This window comes from Stieleria sedimenti (assembly GCF_025060895.1).
In the GTDB taxonomy this organism is placed as follows: Bacteria; Planctomycetota; Planctomycetia; order Pirellulales; family Pirellulaceae; genus Stieleria; species Stieleria sedimenti.
In genome coordinates, this window is the sequence record NZ_JANZKV010000042.1 from 185364 (window position 1) to 207851 (window position 22488).

27 protein-coding genes, 19 tRNA genes and 1 pseudogene are annotated in these 22488 nt (G+C 54.8%); 37 read left to right on the forward strand and 10 right to left on the reverse strand.

Annotated features, from left to right (window positions below; genetic code table 11):
- Positions 1–1022: 1022 nt before the first annotated feature.
- From NZK35_RS06980 to NZK35_RS07000, 5 genes are all read left to right on the forward strand, one after another.
- Positions 1023–1784: a hypothetical protein gene (locus NZK35_RS06980; RefSeq protein WP_259631843.1), complete on the forward strand. Its 762-nt coding sequence runs from the start codon at positions 1023–1025 to the stop codon at positions 1782–1784.
- A 571-nt stretch (positions 1785–2355) separates the two neighbouring features.
- Positions 2356–3171 carry a metallophosphoesterase family protein gene (locus NZK35_RS06985; RefSeq protein WP_259631844.1) on the forward strand — a complete coding sequence of 272 codons (816 nt, stop codon included), beginning with the start codon at positions 2356–2358 and terminating at the stop codon, positions 3169–3171.
- The gene (locus tag NZK35_RS06990; RefSeq protein WP_259631845.1) at positions 3168–3461 is read left to right on the forward strand and encodes a cyclic-phosphate processing receiver domain-containing protein; all 294 of its coding nucleotides are present in this window, start codon (positions 3168–3170) and stop codon (positions 3459–3461) included. Before NZK35_RS06985 ends, NZK35_RS06990 begins: the two co-directional genes overlap by 4 nt.
- Before the next feature lie 72 nt (positions 3462–3533).
- Positions 3534–4949 (forward strand): ankyrin repeat domain-containing protein, encoded by a 1416-nt coding sequence (locus NZK35_RS06995; RefSeq protein ID WP_259631846.1) that lies wholly within the window; start codon positions 3534–3536, stop codon positions 4947–4949.
- Positions 4950–5038: 89 nt separating this feature from the next.
- Positions 5039–5389: a low molecular weight protein tyrosine phosphatase family protein gene (locus tag NZK35_RS07000; RefSeq protein ID WP_259631847.1), complete on the forward strand. Its 351-nt coding sequence runs from the start codon at positions 5039–5041 to the stop codon at positions 5387–5389.
- Here the strand turns inward: NZK35_RS07000 and NZK35_RS07005 are convergent.
- The 5 genes from NZK35_RS07005 to NZK35_RS07025 all read right to left on the reverse strand — a co-directional run bounded on the left by NZK35_RS07005 (position 5376) and on the right by NZK35_RS07025 (position 10005).
- Positions 5376–5834 (reverse strand): macro domain-containing protein, encoded by a 459-nt coding sequence (locus NZK35_RS07005; protein ID WP_259631848.1) that lies wholly within the window; start codon positions 5832–5834, stop codon positions 5376–5378. The genes NZK35_RS07000 and NZK35_RS07005 overlap by 14 nt on opposite strands.
- Complete coding sequence (locus NZK35_RS07010; protein WP_323379617.1) at positions 5831–6448, reverse strand: ATP-grasp domain-containing protein; 618 nt, start codon at positions 6446–6448, stop codon at positions 5831–5833. Before NZK35_RS07010 ends, NZK35_RS07005 begins: the two co-directional genes overlap by 4 nt.
- Before the next feature lie 297 nt (positions 6449–6745).
- Positions 6746–7948, reverse strand: coding sequence for an elongation factor Tu (gene tuf, locus NZK35_RS07015; protein ID WP_259631850.1), 1203 nt, complete (start codon positions 7946–7948; stop codon positions 6746–6748).
- A gap of 420 nt (positions 7949–8368) precedes the next feature.
- The gene (locus tag NZK35_RS07020; protein WP_259631851.1) at positions 8369–9133 is read right to left on the reverse strand and encodes a nucleotidyltransferase domain-containing protein; all 765 of its coding nucleotides are present in this window, start codon (positions 9131–9133) and stop codon (positions 8369–8371) included.
- Positions 9130–10005, reverse strand: a complete 876-nt coding sequence (locus NZK35_RS07025; RefSeq protein WP_259631873.1) for a nucleotidyltransferase domain-containing protein — start codon at positions 10003–10005, stop codon at positions 9130–9132. The genes NZK35_RS07020 and NZK35_RS07025 overlap by 4 nt, the downstream gene beginning before the upstream one ends.
- Positions 10006–10235: 230 nt before the next feature.
- On the opposite strand from NZK35_RS07025, the gene NZK35_RS07030 reads away from it, so the two are divergent.
- The 10 genes from NZK35_RS07030 (at position 10236) to NZK35_RS07075 (ending at position 15267) form a co-directional block, all read left to right on the forward strand.
- Positions 10236–11045 carry a TIGR02452 family protein gene (locus tag NZK35_RS07030; protein WP_259631852.1) on the forward strand — a complete coding sequence of 270 codons (810 nt, stop codon included), beginning with the start codon at positions 10236–10238 and terminating at the stop codon, positions 11043–11045.
- A gap of 24 nt (positions 11046–11069) precedes the next feature.
- The gene (locus NZK35_RS07035) at positions 11070–11633 is read left to right on the forward strand and encodes a 3'-5' exonuclease (protein ID WP_259631853.1); all 564 of its coding nucleotides are present in this window, start codon (positions 11070–11072) and stop codon (positions 11631–11633) included.
- Between the two features lie 59 nt (positions 11634–11692).
- The gene (locus tag NZK35_RS07040; RefSeq protein WP_259631854.1) at positions 11693–12013 is read left to right on the forward strand and encodes a hypothetical protein; all 321 of its coding nucleotides are present in this window, start codon (positions 11693–11695) and stop codon (positions 12011–12013) included.
- A 32-nt stretch (positions 12014–12045) separates the two neighbouring features.
- Positions 12046–12345, forward strand: a complete 300-nt coding sequence (locus NZK35_RS07045; RefSeq protein ID WP_259631855.1) for a hypothetical protein — start codon at positions 12046–12048, stop codon at positions 12343–12345.
- 34 nt (positions 12346–12379) lie between these two features.
- Positions 12380–12874 carry a DUF2924 domain-containing protein gene (locus tag NZK35_RS07050; protein WP_259631856.1) on the forward strand — a complete coding sequence of 165 codons (495 nt, stop codon included), beginning with the start codon at positions 12380–12382 and terminating at the stop codon, positions 12872–12874.
- Positions 12871–13116, forward strand: coding sequence for a recombinase family protein (locus tag NZK35_RS07055; RefSeq protein ID WP_259631857.1), 246 nt, complete (start codon positions 12871–12873; stop codon positions 13114–13116). The genes NZK35_RS07050 and NZK35_RS07055 overlap by 4 nt, the downstream gene beginning before the upstream one ends.
- Entirely contained in the window at positions 13017–13946 is a 930-nt protein-coding gene (locus NZK35_RS07060) for a recombinase zinc beta ribbon domain-containing protein (protein ID WP_407699772.1), read from the forward strand. The genes NZK35_RS07055 and NZK35_RS07060 overlap by 100 nt, the downstream gene beginning before the upstream one ends.
- Positions 13943–14380, forward strand: a complete 438-nt coding sequence (locus NZK35_RS07065; RefSeq protein WP_259631859.1) for a hypothetical protein — start codon at positions 13943–13945, stop codon at positions 14378–14380. The genes NZK35_RS07060 and NZK35_RS07065 overlap by 4 nt, the downstream gene beginning before the upstream one ends.
- An 84-nt stretch (positions 14381–14464) precedes the next feature.
- Positions 14465–14809, forward strand: coding sequence for a helix-turn-helix domain-containing protein (locus NZK35_RS07070; RefSeq protein WP_259631860.1), 345 nt, complete (start codon positions 14465–14467; stop codon positions 14807–14809).
- Between the two features lie 215 nt (positions 14810–15024).
- On the forward strand, positions 15025–15267 hold the full coding sequence (locus tag NZK35_RS07075) for a hypothetical protein (RefSeq protein ID WP_259631875.1): 243 nt from the start codon (positions 15025–15027) through the stop codon (positions 15265–15267).
- Positions 15268–15322: 55 nt separating this feature from the next.
- On the opposite strand, the pseudogene NZK35_RS07080 reads toward NZK35_RS07075, so the two are convergent.
- A pseudogene (locus NZK35_RS07080) lies at positions 15323–15442 on the reverse strand (TIGR03643 family protein); the annotation flags it as partial.
- Here NZK35_RS07080 and NZK35_RS07085 point away from each other — a divergent pair.
- Together NZK35_RS07085 and NZK35_RS07090 are read left to right on the forward strand one after the other, a co-directional pair.
- Positions 15405–16292: an SOUL family heme-binding protein gene (locus NZK35_RS07085; protein WP_259631861.1), complete on the forward strand. Its 888-nt coding sequence runs from the start codon at positions 15405–15407 to the stop codon at positions 16290–16292. The pseudogene NZK35_RS07080 and the gene NZK35_RS07085 overlap by 38 nt on opposite strands.
- Complete coding sequence (locus NZK35_RS07090; protein ID WP_259631862.1) at positions 16289–16684, forward strand: thiol-disulfide oxidoreductase DCC family protein; 396 nt, start codon at positions 16289–16291, stop codon at positions 16682–16684. Before NZK35_RS07085 ends, NZK35_RS07090 begins: the two co-directional genes overlap by 4 nt.
- Here the strand turns inward: NZK35_RS07090 and NZK35_RS07095 are convergent.
- Both NZK35_RS07095 and NZK35_RS07100 read right to left on the reverse strand, forming a co-directional pair.
- A complete protein-coding gene (locus tag NZK35_RS07095) occupies positions 16677–17171 on the reverse strand; it encodes a GNAT family N-acetyltransferase (RefSeq protein WP_259631863.1) in 495 nt (164 codons plus the stop codon). The two genes, NZK35_RS07090 and NZK35_RS07095, sit on opposite strands and share 8 nt — an antisense overlap.
- The gene (locus tag NZK35_RS07100) at positions 17171–17740 is read right to left on the reverse strand and encodes a GNAT family N-acetyltransferase (RefSeq protein WP_259631864.1); all 570 of its coding nucleotides are present in this window, start codon (positions 17738–17740) and stop codon (positions 17171–17173) included. Before NZK35_RS07100 ends, NZK35_RS07095 begins: the two co-directional genes overlap by 1 nt.
- Before the next feature lie 77 nt (positions 17741–17817).
- On the opposite strand from NZK35_RS07100, the gene NZK35_RS07105 reads away from it, so the two are divergent.
- From NZK35_RS07105 to NZK35_RS07130, 6 genes are all read left to right on the forward strand, one after another.
- Positions 17818–18285, forward strand: a complete 468-nt coding sequence (locus tag NZK35_RS07105; protein WP_259631865.1) for a DUF1569 domain-containing protein — start codon at positions 17818–17820, stop codon at positions 18283–18285.
- Positions 18286–18754: 469 nt separating this feature from the next.
- Positions 18755–18826 (forward strand) — tRNA-Phe (locus tag NZK35_RS07110).
- Between the two features lie 42 nt (positions 18827–18868).
- Positions 18869–18970: transfer RNA gene (locus tag NZK35_RS07115), tRNA-Pro, on the forward strand.
- A gap of 198 nt (positions 18971–19168) precedes the next feature.
- Positions 19169–19241: transfer RNA gene (locus NZK35_RS07120), tRNA-Lys, on the forward strand.
- A 12-nt stretch (positions 19242–19253) separates the two neighbouring features.
- Positions 19254–19326: transfer RNA gene (locus NZK35_RS07125), tRNA-Ile, on the forward strand.
- A gap of 82 nt (positions 19327–19408) precedes the next feature.
- Positions 19409–19481: transfer RNA gene (locus tag NZK35_RS07130), tRNA-Lys, on the forward strand.
- A 38-nt stretch (positions 19482–19519) separates the two neighbouring features.
- Here NZK35_RS07130 and NZK35_RS07135 read toward each other — a convergent pair.
- A complete protein-coding gene (locus tag NZK35_RS07135; protein ID WP_259631866.1) occupies positions 19520–19873 on the reverse strand; it encodes a four helix bundle protein in 354 nt (117 codons plus the stop codon).
- A gap of 44 nt (positions 19874–19917) precedes the next feature.
- Between NZK35_RS07135 and NZK35_RS07140 the strand changes: the two genes are divergently transcribed.
- The 8 genes from NZK35_RS07140 (at position 19918) to NZK35_RS07175 (ending at position 21134) form a co-directional block, all read left to right on the forward strand.
- Positions 19918–19988, forward strand: a tRNA-Thr gene (locus NZK35_RS07140).
- 55 nt (positions 19989–20043) lie between these two features.
- A tRNA-Gly gene (locus NZK35_RS07145) sits at positions 20044–20114 on the forward strand.
- Positions 20115–20123: 9 nt separating this feature from the next.
- Positions 20124–20197: transfer RNA gene (locus tag NZK35_RS07150), tRNA-Pro, on the forward strand.
- A 15-nt stretch (positions 20198–20212) separates the two neighbouring features.
- Positions 20213–20285 (forward strand) — tRNA-Asn (locus NZK35_RS07155).
- A 52-nt stretch (positions 20286–20337) separates the two neighbouring features.
- Positions 20338–20408, forward strand: a tRNA-Gln gene (locus NZK35_RS07160).
- A gap of 303 nt (positions 20409–20711) precedes the next feature.
- A tRNA-Glu gene (locus NZK35_RS07165) sits at positions 20712–20786 on the forward strand.
- Positions 20787–20875: 89 nt separating this feature from the next.
- Positions 20876–20958, forward strand: a tRNA-Ser gene (locus tag NZK35_RS07170).
- 105 nt (positions 20959–21063) lie between these two features.
- Positions 21064–21134 (forward strand) — tRNA-Trp (locus NZK35_RS07175).
- A gap of 41 nt (positions 21135–21175) precedes the next feature.
- Here the strand turns inward: NZK35_RS07175 and NZK35_RS07180 are convergent.
- Positions 21176–21538, reverse strand: coding sequence for a four helix bundle protein (locus NZK35_RS07180; protein ID WP_259631867.1), 363 nt, complete (start codon positions 21536–21538; stop codon positions 21176–21178).
- Between the two features lie 39 nt (positions 21539–21577).
- On the opposite strand from NZK35_RS07180, the gene NZK35_RS07185 reads away from it, so the two are divergent.
- The 6 genes from NZK35_RS07185 to NZK35_RS07210 all read left to right on the forward strand — a co-directional run bounded on the left by NZK35_RS07185 (position 21578) and on the right by NZK35_RS07210 (position 22324).
- Positions 21578–21649, forward strand: a tRNA-Val gene (locus NZK35_RS07185).
- 7 nt (positions 21650–21656) lie between these two features.
- Positions 21657–21730: transfer RNA gene (locus NZK35_RS07190), tRNA-Leu, on the forward strand.
- 255 nt (positions 21731–21985) lie between these two features.
- Positions 21986–22059, forward strand: a tRNA-Leu gene (locus NZK35_RS07195).
- Between the two features lie 8 nt (positions 22060–22067).
- Positions 22068–22141: transfer RNA gene (locus NZK35_RS07200), tRNA-Gly, on the forward strand.
- Between the two features lie 17 nt (positions 22142–22158).
- A tRNA-Asp gene (locus tag NZK35_RS07205) sits at positions 22159–22231 on the forward strand.
- Between the two features lie 14 nt (positions 22232–22245).
- A tRNA-Leu gene (locus NZK35_RS07210) sits at positions 22246–22324 on the forward strand.
- Positions 22325–22488: the final 164 nt, after the last annotated feature.

Genomic DNA, 22488 nt, shown 5'->3' on the forward strand with positions numbered 1-22488 from the left:
TCCGACGCTACAGGATCCCGAAGCAAGCCGCCGGACGACGGGCGACGAAAGACTTAGTCATTCAAGCGCGCAACGGGCGAGATCTTGCTTGTTGATCCTCCGCTCGCGCAAACTTCCTACGCTGGTGATTGCGGCCGCAGATGGAGATTGCCCCGTGAATCCCCGGGCAAGGCCAAGCGGCACTTCACTTGATGCAGGAACGACATACCGCACTGCCAGTTTGGCAGTCGCCTGTGTCGATTTGATCGGCTTGATCCCGTCCGAGCACAACGATCCGCGTTATTTGCACGCCTTCCATAGTGAAGTGCCCCCTTTGGGTAGGCAATCGACTGGTTCACGCCTGCACCGCCCCTTGGGAGCCACATTCGTTCTCCTTGCGACATTGGCCCCGCTGATCCTCCCGCCGTTCGGGGAGGCCGCAGCGGTCTTGGGCTCAGCTCGATTGCACGACGTGGATCGCGGACTTCGCGTCCCCGGGCCGGGGACCGTTACGTCGTCGCCTCGCAGTCCACAACGCCCTTTGCGAAGTCCAGCACATCACGGAGCGCCGACTCGTCAAGCTCCATGCACGTGGCCACCAACTCGGCTAAAATCGACTCCTTGTTACCACCCGCGTTACCACCGAGCGTTTGACATGCAGTTTTTCCCGGCGTATCCCGCAGTTGTTCAGCCCCTGCCGGGGGAGCTTTTTAGTTCAGACGCAACTTTTCCTTGCGTCTGACCTGATTTTTTGAAGGCATTCCGCACTTTTTATGAGTTGCGTTGAGGGCCATCTTGACGCCACAGAATTGTCGTGATGTCCGGCTAGCGGCTGCCCTACCTGGCGGTTTGGCAAGCTGACGTTCTCTGACTTCCAACTTCGGTTACAATTCAGGGCATGCCCACTACAGACACGAGCAATCGAATCACCGACCCACGCGACGACGAAGATTCGTGGCGGGAATGGTACCGGTTGACACCGCTGGAACGCTGGCGCGAGTCGACGAAACTATGGCAGTTTTACTTGCAGGTAGGTGGCTCGCTTGATCCCGAACCCGATCCACAAAGTCCTTTCGACGCTTTCCTCCCACGAGGTAAAGCACCTGCTTATGGGCGGTCAAGCATGCGTGTTCTACGGCGCAGCCGAGTTTAGCCGCGATTGCGATATCGTCGTTTTGGCGGAACCCTCCAATTTTGATCGCCTCTCTGCGGCTCTCGATGAGCTGCTGGCAGACTGCATTGCGGTCCCGCCAAAGGACTGGAAGTATCTTGATCGAGGCCACGCCATCCACTTTCGTTGCAAGCACCCTGATGCTTTAGACATTCGCTTGGACGTGATGACCAAAATGCGAGGTTGTGATGCGTTCGCTGAATTGTGGGATCGGCGAACGACCCTGGAAGATGCGGACGGAACCGTGTTTCAGCTGCTCGGGATCGAAGATTTGATTCGAGCCAAGAAGACACAGCGAGACAAAGACTGGCCGATGATTCAGCGCCTCGTCGACGCTCACTATGAAGAATTTCGCGAGGCGCCCAACGAGGATCGCGTTCGGTTTTGGTTGCGAGAGTCTCGAACACCGGAAGTTCTTATTCGCGTGGGTGCAGAGAACTTTGAAATCATTCAGCAAGAAGCAAAACAACGCCCACTTCTGGCAGAAGCAATGGCTGCGAGTAAAACTGCAATACGACAAGAACTTGAGAAAGAGCAGGCTCGCGAAAAAGAAGCAGATCAGGCTTACTGGAATCCACTCAAGCGAGAACTCGAACAGCTCCGTCGTGAGCGAAACCGCAAGACTGATCCCTGACTAGAATGCGTTCGCCCCGGGTTTTTCGATAAAAACGGTGGCGGACGGACACAAAAAAAGTTGCGTTGGGCGTCGTTTCGGGGAGCTTTTTGAAAAACTACGGAACGAAGTACCGTCCAGTTAACGCCTGCGGCCTGAATCGGCCCGCGGGCGTTTCTCGTTTCGACCCCAATTTTCGCGGCGTCACGCCACTTCTCTCCGGCCACCCACCTCTCGCGCGTCCGCGATGATGCATCTCTTAGACAAGCGTGAAACCGAAGATCGCGCTCGAATCCCCGCCGAGACCGCCAAAACATCTCACTCTCTCTGTATCACACGCCCAACCAGGTTAACGCCCGATCTCTCTTCGATGCACCGGGCCAACCTGTTCGCCGGTGCTCACGCAAACCTCTCCCCAACTCAGCCGAGAGACTCGCGAGAGACCCCACGAGATTCCACGATCACCGCTCCGTCGTGAAGACATTTGGAGATAAACCTTGGCAAGTGAGAGATCATTGAGAGAGGCGATTCTGGCCTGCATCGCGATTCTCTGGGGTCGAACCACCTGGTTCGTCACGGTGTCTTGGCCGGCATGAGAATTACATCGATTCAACCTGAACTGATTCGGGAGATTTCATTCCTGAATGCTGGCCGAGGGCCGGGCGGTTTCTACCGAGATTCGCTGCCGGTGCACCGTGGGTTTGTGGATGCGCTACCGGAGGGAATGTCAGCGATCATCGCCACTGCTGATCTGCAAGGACGTGAGACATTCGAATCGGCTGGCGGCAAACAACTTCGGCTTCTCGGTGAAGTTTTGCCGGCGATCCTTTGCGATGAGATTCTTCCAAATTTAGGCCTCGCCGACGGGAGGATTGGCGTGCTTCTGGCAGGCGACTTCTACACGGTTCCCGCACTCGACAAGCGTGGCGGATCCGGTGATGTAACTCCCGTATGGCGAGCGTTTGCCGACGAGTTCGGTTGGATCGTCGGCGTCGCCGGCAACCACGATCTGTTCGGTGACGCAGCAACTCGTCCGAGATTTACCGACCCAATTCACTTTCTCGACAACGATACCGTCACCGTTGATGAACTGCCGATCGCCGGGCTGAGCGGCATCCCTGGCAATCCAAGACGCCCATGGCGTCGCACAGAAGATGACTTTGTCGAAGCACTTAAACAGCTGCTCTGCGACTCGCCGGCGATTGTGGTAATGCATGATGGACCGGATGTACCTGACTTCGGTTTCCGCGGTTCGCCTAGAATGCGAGAATCGATTGAAAGTTCAGAGCCAACATTGATCGTTCGCGGGCACGCGCATTGGAAGGAACCTCTCGCAACTCTTTCGAACGGCACACAAGTGCTCAACGTCGACGCAAGAGTCGTGATTCTCACAAGTAAAACATCATGAAAGTCTATCTTGACGATGAAAGAGAAACGCCGGAAGGTTGGACTCGGGTTTATTGGCCGGATGACGCAATCGAACTATTGCGAACAGGTCAGGTGACCGAGATCAGCCTCGACCACGATCTGGGAGACGACAACCGCGGCACCGGCTACGACGTGGTCAAATGGATCGAAGAGCAAGTTGCGACGAACCATTTCGTACCGCCCAAGATCAAGGTTCATTCGGCCAACATTTCTGCTCGCCAAAAAATGGAACTGGGGATTGCGTCGATCCATCGTCTGGCTTGTCGCTAGAATTGGTGATTGACATACGAAGCCAGGCTGAGTGCGAACGGCGAGAAGTGGCTGAGTCGGCAGGAAAACGGAATGAATGAAAGCCTAAATGAACTTCGAACTATCACTATTCACGCCCTCTGGCGTGGGTTTGCATCTCCACCGACGACATCGAATCGGCTCCTGATTTCAAGGGACTCACAAAAGGGCTTCGTCGCACAGGACGAAATCAATGAAGAGTATTTCACGATCAGCGGTGCTATCGTTCAGGATCTTCTAGAGTCGTTATTAGTCGACTGTGAGGAACCTGATGCAAAGATGCTTGGCCGCTCAGACGAAGAGGTCCAGTGGCACTTCGGCGGCTGCACCACTGACGACTATCCTCAAGTGCGGGTTGAAATCTGTTTCGAGAACGAGCAGATCGTTTTAGAAACAACTTCAAACCACGTTCATCTTCTTCCCTGGACCATCCACGCTGCTGACGAGGTCGAATCGTTCAATCCCGCGATCAGCAAATCACTTGCTCTGATGATGCCATCGAAGTTTCTGTTTCGCGAACGCTTGCTCACTGGTGAAAATATGTGGGAAGCAGAATCCGAAATGAGAGCCGCAATACGTAGGCAGAATGAAGAGGAGACTCCGTCAGCTGGAGAACTCTCGTACGAGGAGAGTCGGGCGAAAGTGGATGATTTGCTGCAAGACTTGCTTGATAAGATGAGCAACGGAGAAGAGGTTGAATTTCAGGGCAGCAGTCGCGAGTACACAGCGAATCAGTTGAGGCGATTGTCACTGGATGAACTAAATCAACTGCGTGCTGACGGATTCGATCTTTCGACGAGTGACGAAACCGGGCAGACTGCATTGATGCTGTCTGCATTCCCACCGTTCCATGTCGAGCAGTTCGAAAAGCTGGTCGCCGCCGGTGCGGATGTGAATGCGAAACGCACCGATGGGCTAACGGGGCTCATGCTCGCGGCAGCTGGCCACATGGTGGATGGCGTCGCTCACTGGATTGCAGCAGGTGCTGATGTAAATCTTCGTGGCCCCGACGGTTGCACCGCCTTGATGCTCGGGGCGCGATGCCGACCCATCGTTGCCGCATTGTTGGACGCGGGAGCAGAAGCGGGACTAGTCGATAGCGATGGCGATTCTGCCATAGATTACGCAATTCAGGATATTTCGATTTTGCGAGCAAAGAGTCGCCTTGATGCTCTAGAACTCCTGATCCAGCGAGTGAGCAGCAAACATCCAGAAATGGTCGAACACAGTCTCGAGAATGCACGAAAGATGGCGAGAAAAGTTCGTGTGGAGACGAGCATACTTTATTCGCTGAATCGGCAGCCCATGTCAAAAAACGTTGCTGACGCAAGAATGAAAGTGGGGGATCGACCGAGTGAACATTATCTCAAAGACCTTGCCGATTGCATTGACCTGGAGATCACTGAAATCGAATTAGCTGATCGGATCGTCGCAATCATTGAAAATGGACTCGAAACGAAGAATGAATAGCCCTCCTGGCGGTCGACGCGTGTCTTAAGAAATGAAGATTTGGACGCTTCGATGAACGCAATCATCGAGAAACAAGCGGACAGCGTCTGATGGCCAATCGAATCAACGTCTTGTTCGTTTGCAGCAAGAATCAGTGGCGAAGTCCGACGGCCGAAGCAGTCTATCGTGACGATCCGCGAGTGTCGGTTCGATCTCGAGGTACAGCAAAGTCCGCGAGGCAGACGATTCACGCTGCCGATCTTGCTTGGGCGGATTTAGTTTTGGTGATGGAGGACAAACATCGTCATCGTTTGCTCGCAGACTTCCCGGGCGATACCAAGTATCTGCCCATCCAAGTCTTGCATATTCCCGACGACTACCAGTTCATGGACCCTGAGTTGGTAGAATTGATCCGTTTCTCTGCCGAGCCATTCATTGAAGCGGCAGCTACGAAGGCTTGAACACAACCAACGTGTGGTCTTCTCCATCAAGCTCATCATTGATGATCGAACTGATTGTATCCCAATCACCACCAGCCAAACCGGCACCGAGCATCGGGTATCCGATTCGTTTACCCTTGAAGTCGGATCTGATCTTGCCAAACACCTCTCGGATCGCGTCGTAGTCGGCTTTTACGCCGGCACCACGGTAGTTGAACTGCGTGTATGCGTTTACGACGGTGAGTTGATGATCGTCGATCGATACTTCGGCTGATGAAAACGAGCCTAATTTCTCACGGTTCCCTTTCTCGGTTGCCAAATCTGCTTCATACGCGGCTGGGAATTGGTCGCGGATTGCCTTTGCGATGCCTGCCCCCATCGTGCAAAAACAATTGCATCCGTGAATGATCACGTCGAAATGGCCCTTTCCAGCAAGTTCCAGTAGGTCACCTTCGATCTTGTTCACAATTCCACACTCCTTATGGCATGATCAGACACAGCTTTCACGATGGCTTGGGAATCACAGCCGTAAAAGTCGGCACCTCCAAACGGATTCAGCTCGAGTAGACGGCATTTATCGTCCACCTCGCAAATGTCCAGGACGTAGACCGGCGATGGCGGTTCCATGGAGCATGCGATCTCCGCGGCCAATTCGCGAGCCCTTGAGTTCTCGCTTGCTGCCGATGGACTTCGTGTTTCCGCGTTATAGCCGCTGCCAGCAATCACTTGTCTATCAGCGACAACAAAACGCCACTCGCGTCCAACGTTGGCGACCGGTGCGACAATGACGGGAAGCGTTTCGTCTTCGTAGTAAAACCCATGGTCGAGTGCCTTGAGGGAAATCGAATCTATATCGAGCACGCGACCACTGAATGGTTTCAGTGGGCTGTCTGGTCGAACGAAAACACGATCATTGCAGCCAATCGAGCTTGCGACGTCGGCAGCATTGGCGACTAAATCATTCGCCGGCACACACCGCCAGTCGCGATGCAGCAACCACTTGCGTGCTCTCGGATACCAAGCTGTGCAGCAAAAGTCGTTCACTGGACAAAATGAGCCGGGAGACCAATTCGCCTTCATCTCAATGACAGCCGCATTGCCGAGTGACCCATGGAAAACAACCGGTGTCTGCGCATCGAACTTGGGTGGTTCGTCCAGCCACCAATCATCCCGTGACTCAACGATGCGATGCCCAGCATCATTGATCGCCCGCCGCAGCCTTGAGTGGGAAATAGGGAACACTTCGGATTCAAGAATCCAGACTATCGATGTCACAGTTAGTCTCGCCACGGAACGAATACTTCAGAAGAACCCAAAACGCCCGCGACGGATCTCTCCGCCGCGAGCGTTGTGCAATGCTACCCAATTGTCGCCGATCTAGCCGACCACGCGTGTCACCACGCCCGATCCGACGGTCCTACCGCCTTCTCGGATGGCGAAGCGGTCACCGTCAGCGACCGCGATCGGTTGCTTCAGCGTGACTTTCAACTGCACGCCGTCGCCGGGCATCGCCATGTCGACTCCGCCCATCACGTTTGCGCTGCCGGTCACATTTGTGGTTCGGAAGAAGAACTGAGGGGCATAGCCGTCAAAGAACGGCGTGTGCCGTCCTCCTTCCTCTTTCTTCAACACGTACACTTCGGCCTCGAATTCGTGATGCGGTGTCAATGTTCCCGCCTTCGCCAAAACTTGACCTTTGGTGATCTCGTTGTGAGCCGTCTTGCGAAGCAACACACCAACGTTGTCACCAGCATTTCCGACCTCCAAGACTTCGCCGAACGATTCCACTTGCGTGATCACGTCCGTCGCGGTCGCGGATTTCAGTCCGAGGATCTCGACGCTGTCACCGGCGCGAACCATTCCCTGCTCGATCTTACCAGTCACGACGGTGCCGCGGCCAGCAATCGAGTAGACGTTCTCAATTGGCATCAAGAACGGCTTGTCGAAAAGACGAACGGGATCGGGAATCCATCGGTCCAGAGCATCCAGCAACTGCTCAATGCACTCGATTGCCTTCGGATTCGTGGGGTCGTCATGAGCTTGCTTGGCCGAACCACGAATGACCGGAGTCTTTTCGCCGTCGTAACCGTACTCGCTGAGCAACTCGCGCAAATCCAGTTCGACCAGCTCGAGCAATTCGGCGTCTTCGACCAAGTCGCACTTATTCATGAACACGACCAAGTGCGGCACGCCGACTTGTCGGGCAAGCAACAAGTGTTCACGAGTCTGCGGCATCGGACCATCAGCCGCAGACACCAACAACACAGCGCCGTCCATTTGAGCCGCACCGGTGATCATGTTCTTGATGTAGTCGGCGTGACCGGGACAGTCGATGTGGGCGTAGCTTCGGCCAGCGGTCTCGTACTTCACGTGCGAAGCGATCACGGTCACGGTCTTGTTCTTGTCACGAACAATGCCGCCTTTGGCGATCGATTCGTACGACTTGTACTTGGCCAGTCCCTTCTCGGATTGCACACGCAACAGGGCAGAAGTCAATGTCGTTTTGCCGTGGTCGATGTGACCGATCGTGCCGACGTTGACCGACACCTTGCCATTTCGCGTCATTTCATTTTGAACCATAGCTCGCGAACTCCTTGGTAGAGGAAACGTTTCGCACCGATCGCCAGCGGCCGAGGTGAGCAGCCTCGGCAACCTTTTTGCCCTGCGTGAGCGCCAGATGAACGGGAACGAAGAAACAGGAAAACGCCGTCAATCACAAACCGACAATCCACAAAAAAAGCCCGCCAAGTGAATCACCGGGCGGGCTTTGCGAATCGTTTTGAACTTAGACTTCAACCACGACGCACCATCCCCGCCTCGCCGTCGAATGACGAGTCGGTCGTTGATGATGTTGATGTTGTGGTGAAAGTAGTCATTGGGTTTCCAAAATTGACGGACCGAAGCAGAGACACCTATGGGTGAAACTGGTTCGCCTTTTTTCGTAGTGGACGAGGCGACGAGTCCCAGCGTAAGGGATTCGTCGCCTCATCCACTACGATTTCACCGCAACCGCAGCCGAACCAGTAGATGGTTCAGTTCATTTCGAGCCGATGGCATCTCGGGAAGCTTGGAGGCTTCGTAGGCCGACACGAGTTCCGCGGTGAGTCGCTCGTATTCGCGGGTGTGGAAATCCAGATCGGCGGCTTGAAGCGTGCCTTTCTCGGATCCAGAACGCTTGCGGTCCACGAGTTCATCGATGTACGAGAGCTTCGCCGACTCGTTCAGTGTGATAAGGTTGGCTTCCACCTCGCCGGTGCGAATCAGGTGAATCCCCGTCAGCAGCACGCGATAGACGTACAGCAGCGGCTTGACCCGCGGTGGTGCCTCCTTGGCAAAGAGCTTCCACTGGGTCGCGGCAAATCCGAGATAGTGATGTGCGTGGTGACGCGTGATGCAGTTTCTGGCGATCGACTTAAGTTCCTCGTGCTCGGGAGTGCTGTACACCACCAGCTGCGAGAAGATTTGCTCAAGCACGTACCCGTTCCGCTTCAGCATCAATCGAAAAAACTTTTCTGCGTCGTGGGTGACGAGATCGATTTCCAGACCGTCGTAGATACCCTCTTTCTCTACCGTTTGATCGCCCTCATCGAGTCCGACGACGGTCTCCAGCGGCAGCATGTGAACGCCGCGAAGATCGAAGTCGGAATCGGGTGAAGGGAATCCGTAGAGGTGCGCACCGCTGATGGTCGCGAACAGCAGTGGGTACGGATGCGACTTGACGTGTTGCATCATCTTCGAATGGTCAATTGTGCTGGCATCGGTCATGGTAATGACTCCTCCATCGCTCGCCGGCGTGCATCGACCAGGAATGCGTTGGCACGCTCATAGTCGGGACGGTCCGGGAGCTTGGTTGTTTTGAACGCAGACTCAAAATCGCTTTGCAGTTCCTTCCGCCACGAGTCTGCTTCGGCGAACGGCATCTCACCTCGTTTGATCGTCAACAATCGGTCACGCTTGCTGCCGACATCCACCATCATCTCACCTGAACGCAAGACATGGGTTCCAGACAGAAGCAACCGAATCAAGTGCATCACGTGCTTCCACTTCACTCGCCCCTGATTCCGGATGTCGGCTTGCATCTTTTTGAACTGTGATGCCACGTATCCGGAGAACGTCTGGAAGATAAGCTTCGAGAGGAACGCAGCTCGCATCTCGAGCAGTTCTTCGCCAAGCGGAGTCGCCGACTCAACGATTGGGGAATAGAGGCACTCGAGCACATTCGGGTTCGCCTTTAACGCGAGCACAATGAACTTTTGTAGTTCCCAGTAAACCTCTTGAGTCTCGTCGTTCTCCAATTGCTCGGGAACGCCGAATAGCGACCAATGCAAGTCGGCGTTCGGTAGGTAGATCCCGCGGCGGTCGGTATCCGATGCTTCGTCATCCAGTCCGTAAGCTCGTGAGCCGATCACGCAGCGGTAGATGACGCGATCGTACAAGCCCGAACTCATCAGCGGCGCATCGTTGTCGCGGATGCTATTGGATTTGAACTCCGCCAGCCGAACGAGTTGGTCGTGATGGATCGGAGCCTCGAAGCCGTCACTGAACTTCACGCGGTAGGCGTGTGTGCGATCGACTGGCGACCGGACGATCACACCGACAGCGCCCGCCGGGTGCGCAATGCGATCGTTGGCCGCCATGACATCCTTTTGAGCGACCACCTGCGTGCCGACACTGTAGATAAGTGATTGTTCCGTCACCGAAGTGCTTCCGTTAAAATCGATTTCGATAAAGTCTCTGCCAACAAAATTGATTGGACGACACTATAGAGACAGATTTTAGCTGGATTGGTTCTGCCGGAGCGAACCGAAACACCAAAGCACGTGTCCTGTCATGATTTAAAGGAGGATCCCGCAAGGAAGAGTTCAACATGACACTGAAACAACTCGCACAAGAAACGCTCGACCTGGTCGAGGCGGGCGAATACCAGGCGGACGGTCTGACCGTGAAGTTTGCCGAGCAGCAAGAGTCGGCCGTCCGTGGCACACTTCTTTACAGACCCGATGAAATCGCGTCACTAACGCCGTTGCCAGCCGACCAAAACCAAACGATTCGCGTGGTGGACGGGACGACTCAAGTCGTTTCCCAGACCTTGGCCGAACATGGCGAAGTTACGCTGTTGAACTTCGCATCGGCCCGCAACCCTGGAGGCGGATTTTTGAATGGTGCAAAGGCGCAGGAAGAGGATCTGTGTCGCTGCAGCGGTTTGTATCCGTGTTTGATCCAGTGCATGGATTACTACGAGTCCAATCGTGCTCAATCATCGCTGCTCTACACCGACCACATGATCTTCAGTCCGTCGGTTCCATTCTTCAAGACACGCGGCACCGGCGACTTGCTTGCCGAGCCGTTCTTTGCCTCGGTGATCACCGCTCCGGCGCCGAACAGTGGACCGTTCCTGCGAGGCAACCCCGACGCTACCGAAGAGCTCGAGCAAACGTTCGAGCGACGCTGGCGGAATGTGCTACGCATCTCACGAGACCAGGGTGTAAAGCGTTTGCTCCTAGGTGCATGGGGATGCGGCGCTTTCGGAGGTGATCCTGTGATGGCTTCAAGGACGGCGAAGTCGGCGATCGAGAAGGACGGAGGCGGAATCGACGAAATCGTATTCGCGATTCCTGGCAAAGGCCGTCAGAGCAAAGCCAACCTGGATGCGTTTCGCGATACCTTCGGTCTCTAGTAATCACACAACAAGGAAGAACAGATGGCAAGAAAACTAGATCAGATTTTGGTGGTCGACGTTGAGTCGACGTGTTGGGATGGCCCGCCGCCGGAAGGCGAAGAGAGCGAGATCATTGAGATCGGTTTGTGCGTGGTCGATGTTGGCAAACTCGAGCGACTGAGCAAGCACAGCCTCCTCGTCCGTCCCGAGCGATCCACGATCAGTCCGTTCTGTACAGAACTCACAACACTGACGCCCGACATGTTTGAGTCTGCCGGCTCACTCCGCGACGCGGTTAAACGATTGAAGCAGGAGTTCGATTCGAAAGACCGACTGTGGGCCAGCTGGGGCGACTACGACCGTCGCCAGTTCGAGCGATTTTGTTCGGCGGCAGGCGTGGGTTATCCCTTTGGAATCACCCATCTCAACGTCAAATCGCTATTCGCGGTTTCGCACGGTCTGAAACACGAGGTCGGTCTCGACGGCGCGTACGAGATGCTGAACTTTCCGATGGAAGGCACCCACCACCGGGGAGACGACGACGCCTGGAACATCGCTGGGATTCTTTGCCGGTTGCTCGGCGCCGCGAGAGCTACGAAGCCATAGCCGCAAGTTCGACGAATCCCGTTCGTCGGCCCGGGCGTGAACCGGGTAGGTAAGTCTCGTTGGCTGTTAACTTCTTCTCCGTTGGCTTTGGCTGGGCGAGCATCGCAGGCACTTGGCGCGGATTGTTTCCAATTGAGGAGCATTCTGTGTCATCGCTTTATCTCACCGAAGACCTATCTGCTGGCGATCTTTCCGCCGAGCAGCGCGAACAACGCGTCGTCGAAATCCTGGCGATCGGACTGACGCGTCTGAATCGTCGAGCCGGACTGTCCAAACCAACTGAGCGGGATGGTTCCACTTCTTTGCCAATCTCTGGCGACTCCGCCGCATCTCGGCTTGAGTCTCTTTCGGATTCTGGGCTGACTGTTCCCAACCGTTAACCCGTTTCAGATTTCCGCAAACGAGACTACCGATGCAACGAGACACCGAACCCGATCCTGCCATCCACCGACATTCCGTTCATCAAGTGCGGCAACAACTCGATGGAGCAGACGAAGTGCCTAAACAACCGAGCGATCAAAGCACAGCAGACCAACATCAACGCCGCGTTGTTGAACTTCTCGGGATCGCCCTGGCCCGATTGAACGGCCGCGGCGGGTTGAGCAAATCGCCCGAACAAGACGGAATCCAACCTTCGGAAACCTCTGGCGACTCGGCCGCATCTCGGCTTGAGTCCTCTCGCGACTCCGGGCTGACTGTCCACAACGGTTAACGCACCCGAGATTCTCGAGAAGGAGACCCAGCCGATGGCACTAAACGTGACCAGGGAGGTTCGGAAGATGGAGAAATGCTCCGTCCGCGACCTTCGTAAACAGTACGCCGAAGTCTTCGGCGAAACGACCAATGCGTCCAATAAAGATTGGCTGATCAAGCGAATCGCCTGGCGGATGCAATCGAACAAAGAAGGCGACATTTCCAAACGGGCTCGTCAGCGAGCGTTGGAGATCGCATGCGACTCCGACGTGCGGATGTCACCTCCGCCGGAGATACCCAAGCCGAAGCCTCCACCGGACCGCAAGTTGACGGAGGAATTCCGGCCGTCGATCGACAAGCGTCTTCCGCCACCCGGAAATCTCATCACCCGCAAATACAAGGGACAACTCCACATCTGCAAAGTCCGCCAAGACGGCTTTGAGTACGACGGCGAATTTTACAAGTCACTGACCGCGGTGGCGAAAGCGATCACCGGCCAGCACTGCAGCGGCTACGCATTCTTCAACATTCAAAAGGCGGACTCATGAAAAAGACCGAAAACAAGAAAACGATCCGCTGCGCGATCTACACGCGGAAGTCGACGGAAGAAGGACTCGACCAGGAGTTCAATTCCCTCGATGCGCAACGCGGATCGGCCGAGAATTTCATTGCTAGTCAAGAAAGTGAAGGTTGGGTCGCACTGCCGACACATTACGACGACGGTGGTTTTACCGGCGGGAACATGGACCGACCAGCGCTCAAACAGATGATGGCGGACATCGCCTACTGACGAACGTCACCTACCTCGGCAAGCTGAGGTACAAGGATGGAATCCACGAGGGCGAACACGAAGCGATCGTCGACGAGGAAGTCTGGAAGAAGGTGCAAGCCCTGATGAACCGTAACGGACGATCCGGCGGTGGCGAGGTGAAAAAAAAGTTCGGTGCTTTGTTGCGAGGACTGCTTCGCTGCAAACCCTGCGATTGCACCATGATTCCATCGCATTCGACGAAGCCAAACGGCAAGCGATATCGTTACTACGTCTGCGCTATGGCACAAAAGCGTGGCTGGGCAAACTGTCCAACCAAGTCGGTGCCGGCTGGCGAGATCGAACGCTTCGTCGTCGACCAGATTCGTTGCATCGGCCGTGATTCGGATCTTGCAAGAAAGGTGATGGAGCAAGCCGAAGTTCAATCTCGCACCCAGATCGCAGCGTTGGCCAATGAGCAACACTTGCTGCTTAAGAATCTCGGCCTCTGGCAAACGCAACTCGGTGAAGTTCTCCGCAAGTTGCCGGCGATGGGCGAAGACTCATTGATGTTGGGAATCCTGGCCGACCTGCAAGACCGGATCCTTGAAGGCGAGAAACGCTTGACCACGATTCGGATTGAATCGGATCAACTCGCCAGATCCAAAGTCGATCCGGATTCGGCGACCGAAACGTTGGCTCATTTCGATGATCTCTGGCAATCGCTCGTCCCCAGAGAACAAACCGAGTTGATTCAGATGCTGATCCAAACGATCGAATACGACGGCGAGGCCGGAAAAATCTCGATCGCGTTTCATCCTTCAGGAATTGGTGTGATCGAACAACGCTTGCTCGCGGGGGCCGCCGAATGAACTCGCCAATTGTTTACGAAGCTGAACTGACCTTTGAACGTCGTGGGGCCGGAGCGCGACGAGTCGCATCGGGCGAGAAGCCGGACGAAGATGATCTGCCGGCCGGACGCCTGATGAAAGTCACCAAGCTGATGGCGTTGGCGATTCGGTTCGAGGAACTGATCGCAGACGGCGTCGTCACGGACTACGCCGAACTCGCACGGCTGAGCCTCGTTTCCCGAGCACGTGTCACACAGATCATGAACCTGCGATTGCTCGCACCGGACATCCAAGAAGCGATCCTGTTCGCCCCGGAAATTCGCAAGGGCCGCGATCCAATTTCCGTTCGTGACATGCAGCCGATCGCTCTTGCCGCGAACTGGAAACACCAGCGAGACATGTGGCGGGAGCTGTCTTCTCGGCTTGGACCAAACGTGTCCACCGACTCCCAATAATCGCCCGCATCACTGCTTTCGCTATTGCCAGCAATCTCGCTTGCCGGCCGCAAATCGTTTCCCGCTTCCAGGATGGAGTGACAGATGACCCCACAAACGTTTGGTGCCCAAATTCGCATTCGCCGCCTTGAAAAACACCTCGAACTGGCCCAGCTCGCCGAGCAACTTTGGATTTCGCCGCAGCATCTGGCCTCGTTGGAACACGGTGAGTTCGAGGAAGGCGATGACAACCTGATTGAGAAACTGGACGACATTCTCGATTCACCGCCGTGGGACCGCCTGGCCTTCGATGGCTTCCGACAACTTTTCCCCGAACGATTCACGCCTGCGGATCCGGCGTTCGTCCCTGCATTCCGAACTCCATTCGAAAATTCGCCGGTATTCTTTTCGCTGCGTGACCAAACGTGTCCACCCCTGTCGCAATGCTAGCAACTCCCAGTGACGGGGCTGGGTGAATCGGCAGGACGCCCAAACGGATCGCTCGAACAGCAGGCCACGGACGAGCGGAACGGAGACCCAATTGGATCGGTGGTGGAACCCGCCTTCGCCTAGCCCCGTCGCACTTTATCAGCCATTCGGAATGGAACTGACCTTTTTCCCCATGGACGCTTTATGACCTGTTCGTGATCCGCTTTGGACAATCGATGCACACCCTCAACTACCAACGATTTACCAACTTGCCATTCTTGCTATCGATCAAACCACAACGGCTTCGGGAATTCCTGGAGCCGTTTCGTGATTACCTTTCCGCGAAGCAATTGCATCCGGACCAGAACGTACTTTCCCACGAGGAATACGTTCAGAGGCTCTCCGAAGCATTTGCTTCTCCCGATGCGGATACCCTCGCTGAGACGGCGCTCGGAACCGCCGGAGCTCGTCTCCGTTAACTGTTTTGGCGAATTTGGCCTCGTGCTTGGTCACTCGGCCTTGGGTTCGCTTTCGCCAGAGCTTGAAGGAACTGGGCTTCATTTCTCGACGCATCAACTTAATGACATCGCCCGGGGACAGGCCGAACTGGTCCTGAATGGCGTCAAAGCTGGTGCGGTCTTCCCAGGCCATCATGATCACACGATCAATCTCGCCCCTCGATAGTTCCGACTGGCCTTCATCCATCCCGCATCTTCCTTCAGACTTTGAGTTCCAAACGACTTTCCCAATGGCAGGATTGGCAGCCGTCAATGGCGGCATGGGCGTTGCTAGCCGTGTGCCTACAGTAATGAGTAAGAGAAAGTTCAACACGATGGAGTTGGGACGGATGAAACGAGCAATGATTTATATCACGGGATTTCTCGGAGTCGCTTTGGTTGGCACGGTCGCCCTGGCGATGGCCACTCGAGCGGGCTACGAGTCGGCCGAATACAAAGTGATCAGTTCCGACGGGAGTTTTGAAGTCCGCGAATACCCGGACCTGATGCTGGTTGCGACCGATTCCAAGATGGACTCGCAGGGCCGCGACGGCAGCTTTATGCGGCTGTTCCAGTACATCAGCGGCGCGAACGAGGCCGATCAGAAGATCGCGATGACAACGCCGGTGTTCATGGAAGGCGAAATCGGCAAGTCGGATGTCTCGATGGGGTTTGTGATGCCCAAAGAAGTTGCCGCAGAAGGCGCCCCTGATCCGAAGGCTGAAGGGGTGAAATTGCGTGAGCGAAAAGGTGGTCGATTCGCGGTGATTCGGTTTCCAGGCAAGCTCGATTCGAAGCTGGCCAAGGAGAAGGAAACCGAGCTGCGAGAATGGATGAAGAGCCAAGGCCTGGAAGGTCAGGAGTCGGCCGAGGCGGCTGGCTACGATCCGCCGTTCACTCCAGCAGCACTTCGCCGGAACGAGATCTTGATCCGCTTGAAAATGTCTTCGAAGGGAACAGAAACCGGAAAGTCGGAAACTGACAGCGAGACGGCGACGGACTCATGAGCAGCGAAGTGAACAAAGACTGGCAAGTGGAAGTCTTCTACGACGGCGAGTGTCCGCTTTGCCTGCGCGAGATTAAATTGCTCCGTCGCTTTGATCGGAAGGATCGAATTCGTTTCACCGACATTGCCGATCCGTCATTCAGCCCGTCTAGCTTCGGGATGACCATGAAAGACTTCATGGATGAAATTCAAGGTCGGCTGCCCAATGGCGAGTGGATCACAGGCGTCGAGGTTTTTCGTCGCCTCTATGCTGCCGTTGGTCTAAAACCGGTCGTTGCACTTACTCGCTTGCCCGGCATCTCGCACGGACTCGAGTTAGGCTATCGCGTCTTTGCTAGGAACCGCTTGCGGTTGACGGGTCGCTGCGACGATAGAACTTGCAAGGTCAATTAGCTTCGGCTTGTACTGCTCGCCGCATTCGATAGTTTGTCAGCCACACTCCGCGGCACTCGACGGATTGCTCGCGAACGACGCTAAAGCCCATTCGCTCGAAGAATGGTTTTGCGGTGATACTGGCGTCCGTCGTGATCTCTTCGATTGAATGATCGATCGCGTCTTTCAGAAGTCTTCTAACAAGTCCACGAGCGATGCCGCGACCCTGATGGTCGGCGGATACAAATAAGCGATCGAGATGTCCTTCCCGTGTCATATCGATGAACCCAACGATGCAATCATCTTCCGTCGCCACGTATGCAAAGCGATCATCGAACCGGGATCGCCATGCTTCGAGATCGATCGACGGTGAAGCCCAAGCCTCGATTTGGTCAGGCGAGTAATCCCGCGAGTTGACGCGATGAACGCAATCCCTGAACAATCCCAAGCACGGATCTGCGTCCTCTGGTCTAAACGGCCTCAGCTTTAGTGATGCAGCACCGCCCATCACTCAACCCAATATTTCTGATGGTCCAGTGCTTCGCAGCACTTGACCGTGCCTTCGACAGACTTGATCGCATCAGCTTCGAGTTCAAGGACCATCCAAGCCTCGGCGTTCTCTTCGGGAATGGGATAGGGAGCGTGAAACCCGAGCACTCCTGCCGGAACGAACCCAAAGCGGGAATAGTACTTCGGATAGCCAAGCGCGAAGACGAGTTGAACGCCGGACGCGGCAAGTTGTTTCAGCGTCTCTTGGACGAGATGGGTGCCGATACCTTGGCCATGCAGCTTGCTGGGCACGGACAACGGTGCCAGGATCTGGGCAGTCGCACGATCATTTGATTCCCTGGACGACTCGATCGTGACAGAGGTGAAGAGCACGTGACCGACGATCTCGTCATTTGACTCGGCAACGACTGAATGGATCGGTTCTGCCGTCGGATCGTCGAGCATCTCTTCAAGCAAGCTCACGATCACGGGGCCTTCATCGTTGCCGAAGGCATCAAGGTGCACTGCAAGGATGCGATCACGATCATCGGCACGCGCGGGTCGGACTTGAATCTCGTCGGTATTCATCTCTGGTGTCAATCTTTAGGCAAGTCGCCCATACTGTGCTTCGAAAGATTCAAATTCTACCGAGTTGCCGAAGACATATGAGTGACCTCCGTCAATTGCAGTTCAACAATCTCGAAGCGGCCGTCGATGACGCTCGGCAATTGTTGGCCAGCGGCTATGTCCGGCACGGAAACTGGTCGCTCGGGCAGATCTGTCGGCACCTGGTCTTGGTTCAAGACCCCAGTATCGATGGCTATCCCGTTTGGATGTCGCTGTTTGCGCCATTGCGGCCTCTGGTGCGACGAATACTGTTGCCCAAGGTGCTGAGCGGTGATTCTCCTCGTGGGATACGAACGGCTCCAATGTTCGTTCCGCCGGATAACTTGGAAGATGCAACCGAAGTGGAAGCATTCGCGGTAAGTGTTGGACGACTGCTGAATCACTCCGGCAGCTTCGCTCCGCATCCAGGATTCGGCCGATTGCCACGCGAGAAGATTCTTGAGATTCACACAGCTCATGCGGCTCACCATCTCCGACATCTTCGAGCCGAAGGTGACTCTACTTGATTGGCCAGCGGAGAAAATCTCGCAAGCTGCGAGTACAAAAGCTTGGACGAATCGTTTGACTTTTGTGCGAGAGATGGCAAAGTTTTTCTTGCGAGCATGAAATAACTTCGCCGCGCAGCGCATCTAGTTTTGTGAAAGCGAGTTTTTTCGCGAACCATTCAGCTCCGATAGCGTCTATTACCCCAGACCCGGCCAAGCCGGCACACAAAAGTCACACCCAGAGAAGCGAGTCGAGCTTTCTGATGTTTACCAAGCAGCAATCAAATCAACTCGAACGGATACACGAAGGGATTGCCTTCGGCGGTAGCGATTGGTCTTTAGCCAGTACGTTCCTGCCCGGTAATTCCCCGTATCGATTGCTCACGTGACACTCGCTTCAAGCGAACTGCTTTCTACATGAAGGCTCGGTGTCACGCAGGCATCGAGCCTTTTTTCGTGTCCGTATCGGACGAACCCAAAAAGCCAATATGGGCTGGTAGCTGAGACGGTCTAGCGGCGGTCTGAAGAACCGCAGACGAGGATTCGAGCGCCTCCCGGCCCACTGACAAGGAAGATATGCGCCGACGGAATCGGCAACACACATCGGATACAGGTGCAGATGGAAGCACGCCTGCTTTGGGAGCAGGAGACAGTGTTTCATCTGTGGATCGCTCCGCGACGGGCGGTTCGACTCCGAGGTGTCCGACTTGAATGGGAACCACATGGTAGTCGAGGGCTGGTTGCCCAAACACGGCTGATAACCGAGTTGCGCTGAGTTCAATTCCCAGGGCTACCACTTTGGAAGTTTGAAGTTGGAAGAGTGAAGTTTGAAAGGAGAGTACCGATGCGAAGCATCCAGCCGTCATACCTAAAGTCTAAACGCCTAATACCTAAAGCCTACTTTGGGGTTGTGGTGTAACTGGCAGCATGACGGACCTTTAATCCGTTCGGCGAGAGTTCGAATCTCTCCGGCCCCACTTGCTACACATCGGCGTGTAGCTCAGGGGTGAGAGCGGCGTCCTTATAAGGCGACGGTCGCGGGTTCGATTCCCGCCACGCCGACTGACAAGAGGCTCGAGTCCTGAGGGATGAGTCTTGAGTAAGAAATCTCAAGACTCGCGACTCACGACTCACAACTGATTTTGGGATTGTGGCAGACAAGGTAATGCATCGGTCTCTTAAACCGAACGATGTGAGTTCGATTCTCACCGGTCCCACTTAGCAGTCTGGAGGCGGGAGTCTTCAGGCTGGAGGTTTAACGACGTAGCGAACGAAGTAGTCCGTTCAAGACTTTGGAGGTCTCGACTGATTTTGCGCTAAGTTGCTGGCTGTCCTCGTCGGACAAGTAGCCAAGGCGATGGGCGACGGTGATTTGGTATTCGACTTCCCGCGCAGAACCATGTGCGATGTCGAGAAATCGAATGTAGTCGCCTTCGGCGTGCCGAGCACATCCTTCAACGATGTTGGACGGAATCGATAAGGCCGCGCGCCGCAACTGAGAAGTCAGTCCGAACTGTTCAGAAGATGGAAACTCTGTTGTGAATCGATAAACAAGCAAAACAAGTTCGTCGGCGAGCTCAAAGGCTCGAAGTTTGGTGTGGTCTCTCATTGATTCTCCTCCAGACTCCAGTCTACCGACTCCCGGCTCACTCAGCACTGATCGTCTTGCGGCAAGATACCTCCGTCGTAACGAGGGGACGTCGGTTCAATTCCGACTCGGTGCTCTTTGGATGCCTCGTGCATCCGTGATCTTTGACAATTTGGTTGTGATGCAATTTTGCGCCCATGATGTAGCGGTAGCCTGCTGCCTTGCCATGGCGGAAGTGTGGGTTCGACTCCCACTGGGCGCTTTTTGTTATCAGGGTGTGGGAAAGCTTGGAAATCCGCGTGCTTCGGGTGCACGAGACCGCTGGTTCAAATCCGGCCATCCTGACTGTTGAGTAAAGAATCCGGTGTGGCCCAATCGGTAGGGCGGCTCCCTGTTAAGGAGACGATTGATGGTTCGAGCCCATCCACCGGAGCTTTTCGGAAGTTTGAAGAGTGAAGTTAGAAGTTTGAAGACTGCACAACACTCGGGTGTTGGCTAACGGTAAGCCAGCTGCCTTTGAAGCAGTGGTATGCAGGTTCGAATCCTGCCACCCGTGCTTTCAAACTTCACCCTTCCGACTTCGAACTTCCAGACACCGAGGCGGCAACTGCTGGTCGTTGCACCTGGCTCTGAACCAGGCAAACACAGGTTCGATTCCTGTCCTCGGCGCTGTGGCCAGATCTGGTGCTGGTTTCCAGAGACTCACTGTGAATGAGTTTGTCGCCGGTTCAATTCCGGTTGGTCACCCTTGTTAAGCCGCATTCGACTACTGGCTAGGTCGGCTGCTTCTCAGGCAGCAGGAAGGAGATCGAAACTCCTATGCGGTACTTGGCCGACGAACAAGTCGGCCGCCAATTACGGCGTGGTAGATTCTGTTGGCAGAATCGTCTGGTTTTCATCCAGGAGTCCGCGGGTTCGATTCCCGCTCACGTCACTTTGATAGGTGTTTAGAAGATTAGGTGTTAGGCGTTTAGGAAGACAAAATCTAAATCCTAAGCCGCTAACTCCTAACCCCCTACCTACGGAAGTCACCCGGCCGGATGAGGACACTGTCTTGAAAACAGCTGCGGGTCAAACCGTTGTGGGTTCGAGTCCCACGGCTTCCGCCTGAACAACTTGGGAGCGTTTCCACACGGGAGGTTGTAACCCTTCTGCCTTTAATTGTGTGGTAGCTGGCGAGAGGTGCGATTCCTTGCGTTCCCACTTCATTCACGTCCTTGGTGTAACGGTAGCACTGCTGATTCCAAACCAGTAGGTCAGGGTTCAAATCCTTGGGGACGTGCTTGGAAGTTTGAAGGGTGAAGTTGGAAGTTTGAAGGATCGTCACCGGTTCTTCTTGCAGATCGTTGTCAAGATTGCGATCAGTTCATTGGCTTCAGCAGTGAGTGGCTCAAGCCGAGCAGGGGGAACGACCTCAGTCTTTGCCAGGAGTCGCAGCCAGTAGTGTGTTTCGCGGGCCTCTTTCGCTGCGATCGAATACTTGTGAACAAAGTCACGCTTGCTTTCACTTGCCTGAGCTTCCTCCACATTCGCGCCGATCGATGTACCCGAACGAAGCAATTGTTTCATCAATGTTGAAGCGACACTGCTTTCGCTCTCCAACGCAAGACAGAGTCGCACTATTCGCTCGGAAAACGCAAAGGTTCGATCAGGTAAATCACTTTTCATGACATCAGTGTAACGCAACTTATTTCAAACTTCCTCCTTCCAACTTCAAACTTCCAAAGTCCTGTGGTCCAACGGCTACGACACCTGTTTTACAAACAGGAAACGATGGTTCGATTCCATCCAGGACTACTTGCATGCCCAGGTACGCCAACCGGACGAGCGACTCGACTTAAACCCGAGTGTTTGCAGGTTCGATTCCTGCTCTGGGCATTTGGAAGTTTGAAGAGTGAAGTGGGAAGTTTGAAAGATTACGACCGAACCATTTTCACACTTCACCCTTCTTACTTCTAACTTCCAACGGCGTCTGTGTTGCAAGCAGAAGATCAGGGTTCGATTCCCTGGTGCTCCACTGGGTTAGCTGTTTAGTTCGTTAGGAGTTAGGTGTTTAGAAAGAGGCCGGTCTAATGGCGATTGCCTTCTGGTTTCCCTAATTCCTAGTTCGCTAAATCCTAATCCCCTAATCATGGCTCGGTAGGCAACCGGAAGACCACTTTGGCTTAGAACCAGAGATGCTGTGGGTTCGAGTCCCACCTGAGCTACTCAACATGCGGGCGTAGTGTCCAACGGCCAGCACGATTGGCTTCCAACCAATTAGTCTCGGTTCGAATCCGAGTGCCCGTACTTTTCGCAATCAACAAGTCCTCGTGGAGCAGCGGAGTGCTCGCTTGCCTGTCACGCAAGAGGTCGTCGGTTCAAATCCGATCGGGGACGCTTTCAAAACAAATGGCGCGGTACGCAAACCGGAAAAGCGGCGGAGCTCAAACCTCCGTGACATGTCTGTGGGTTCGACTCCCTCCCGCGCCATGCCAGGGGATTAGGAGTTAGGGTTTAGGAATTAGGTTTCCGACGTGAGCGAATGAGGGCCGCAAGGACTTTCGATGTTTCGATAAGTCGATCCGGTAGCTCGCTTTCGGCGGGTGCGAATCCAAGTCGAGTGGCAAGGGACGTTTGGTATTCGAGTTCGCGCA

Bases quoted from the DNA above. Each gene is read 5' to 3' on its own strand.
- NZK35_RS07135 (WP_259631866.1), bottom strand. From the start codon at position 19,873: ATGAGAGACCACACCAAACTTCGAGCCTTTGAGCTCGCCGACGAACTT.
- NZK35_RS07050 (WP_259631856.1), top strand. From the start codon at position 12,380: ATGGCACTAAACGTGACCAGGGAGGTTCGGAAGATGGAGAAATGCTCC.
- tuf (WP_259631850.1), bottom strand. From the start codon at position 7,948: ATGGTTCAAAATGAAATGACGCGAAATGGCAAGGTGTCGGTCAACGTC.
- NZK35_RS07000 (WP_259631847.1), top strand. From the start codon at position 5,039: ATGGCCAATCGAATCAACGTCTTGTTCGTTTGCAGCAAGAATCAGTGG.
- NZK35_RS07105 (WP_259631865.1), top strand. From the start codon at position 17,818: ATGAGTGACCTCCGTCAATTGCAGTTCAACAATCTCGAAGCGGCCGTC.
- NZK35_RS07010 (WP_323379617.1), bottom strand. From the start codon at position 6,448: ATGAAGGCGAATTGGTCTCCCGGCTCATTTTGTCCAGTGAACGACTTT.
- NZK35_RS07095 (WP_259631863.1), bottom strand. From the start codon at position 17,171: ATGGGCGGTGCTGCATCACTAAAGCTGAGGCCGTTTAGACCAGAGGAC.
- NZK35_RS06995 (WP_259631846.1), top strand. From the start codon at position 3,534: ATGAATGAAAGCCTAAATGAACTTCGAACTATCACTATTCACGCCCTC.
- NZK35_RS06990 (WP_259631845.1), top strand. From the start codon at position 3,168: ATGAAAGTCTATCTTGACGATGAAAGAGAAACGCCGGAAGGTTGGACT.
- NZK35_RS07020 (WP_259631851.1), bottom strand. From the start codon at position 9,133: ATGACCGATGCCAGCACAATTGACCATTCGAAGATGATGCAACACGTC.
- NZK35_RS07075 (WP_259631875.1), top strand. From the start codon at position 15,025: ATGCACACCCTCAACTACCAACGATTTACCAACTTGCCATTCTTGCTA.
- NZK35_RS07090 (WP_259631862.1), top strand. From the start codon at position 16,289: ATGAGCAGCGAAGTGAACAAAGACTGGCAAGTGGAAGTCTTCTACGAC.
- NZK35_RS07025 (WP_259631873.1), bottom strand. From the start codon at position 10,005: ATGGCGGCCAACGATCGCATTGCGCACCCGGCGGGCGCTGTCGGTGTG.
- NZK35_RS06985 (WP_259631844.1), top strand. From the start codon at position 2,356: ATGAGAATTACATCGATTCAACCTGAACTGATTCGGGAGATTTCATTC.
- NZK35_RS07055 (WP_259631857.1), top strand. From the start codon at position 12,871: ATGAAAAAGACCGAAAACAAGAAAACGATCCGCTGCGCGATCTACACG.
- NZK35_RS07070 (WP_259631860.1), top strand. From the start codon at position 14,465: ATGACCCCACAAACGTTTGGTGCCCAAATTCGCATTCGCCGCCTTGAA.
- NZK35_RS07100 (WP_259631864.1), bottom strand. From the start codon at position 17,740: ATGAATACCGACGAGATTCAAGTCCGACCCGCGCGTGCCGATGATCGT.
- NZK35_RS07035 (WP_259631853.1), top strand. From the start codon at position 11,070: ATGGCAAGAAAACTAGATCAGATTTTGGTGGTCGACGTTGAGTCGACG.
- NZK35_RS07065 (WP_259631859.1), top strand. From the start codon at position 13,943: ATGAACTCGCCAATTGTTTACGAAGCTGAACTGACCTTTGAACGTCGT.
- NZK35_RS07045 (WP_259631855.1), top strand. From the start codon at position 12,046: ATGCAACGAGACACCGAACCCGATCCTGCCATCCACCGACATTCCGTT.
- NZK35_RS07030 (WP_259631852.1), top strand. From the start codon at position 10,236: ATGACACTGAAACAACTCGCACAAGAAACGCTCGACCTGGTCGAGGCG.
- NZK35_RS07085 (WP_259631861.1), top strand. From the start codon at position 15,405: ATGGCGTCAAAGCTGGTGCGGTCTTCCCAGGCCATCATGATCACACGA.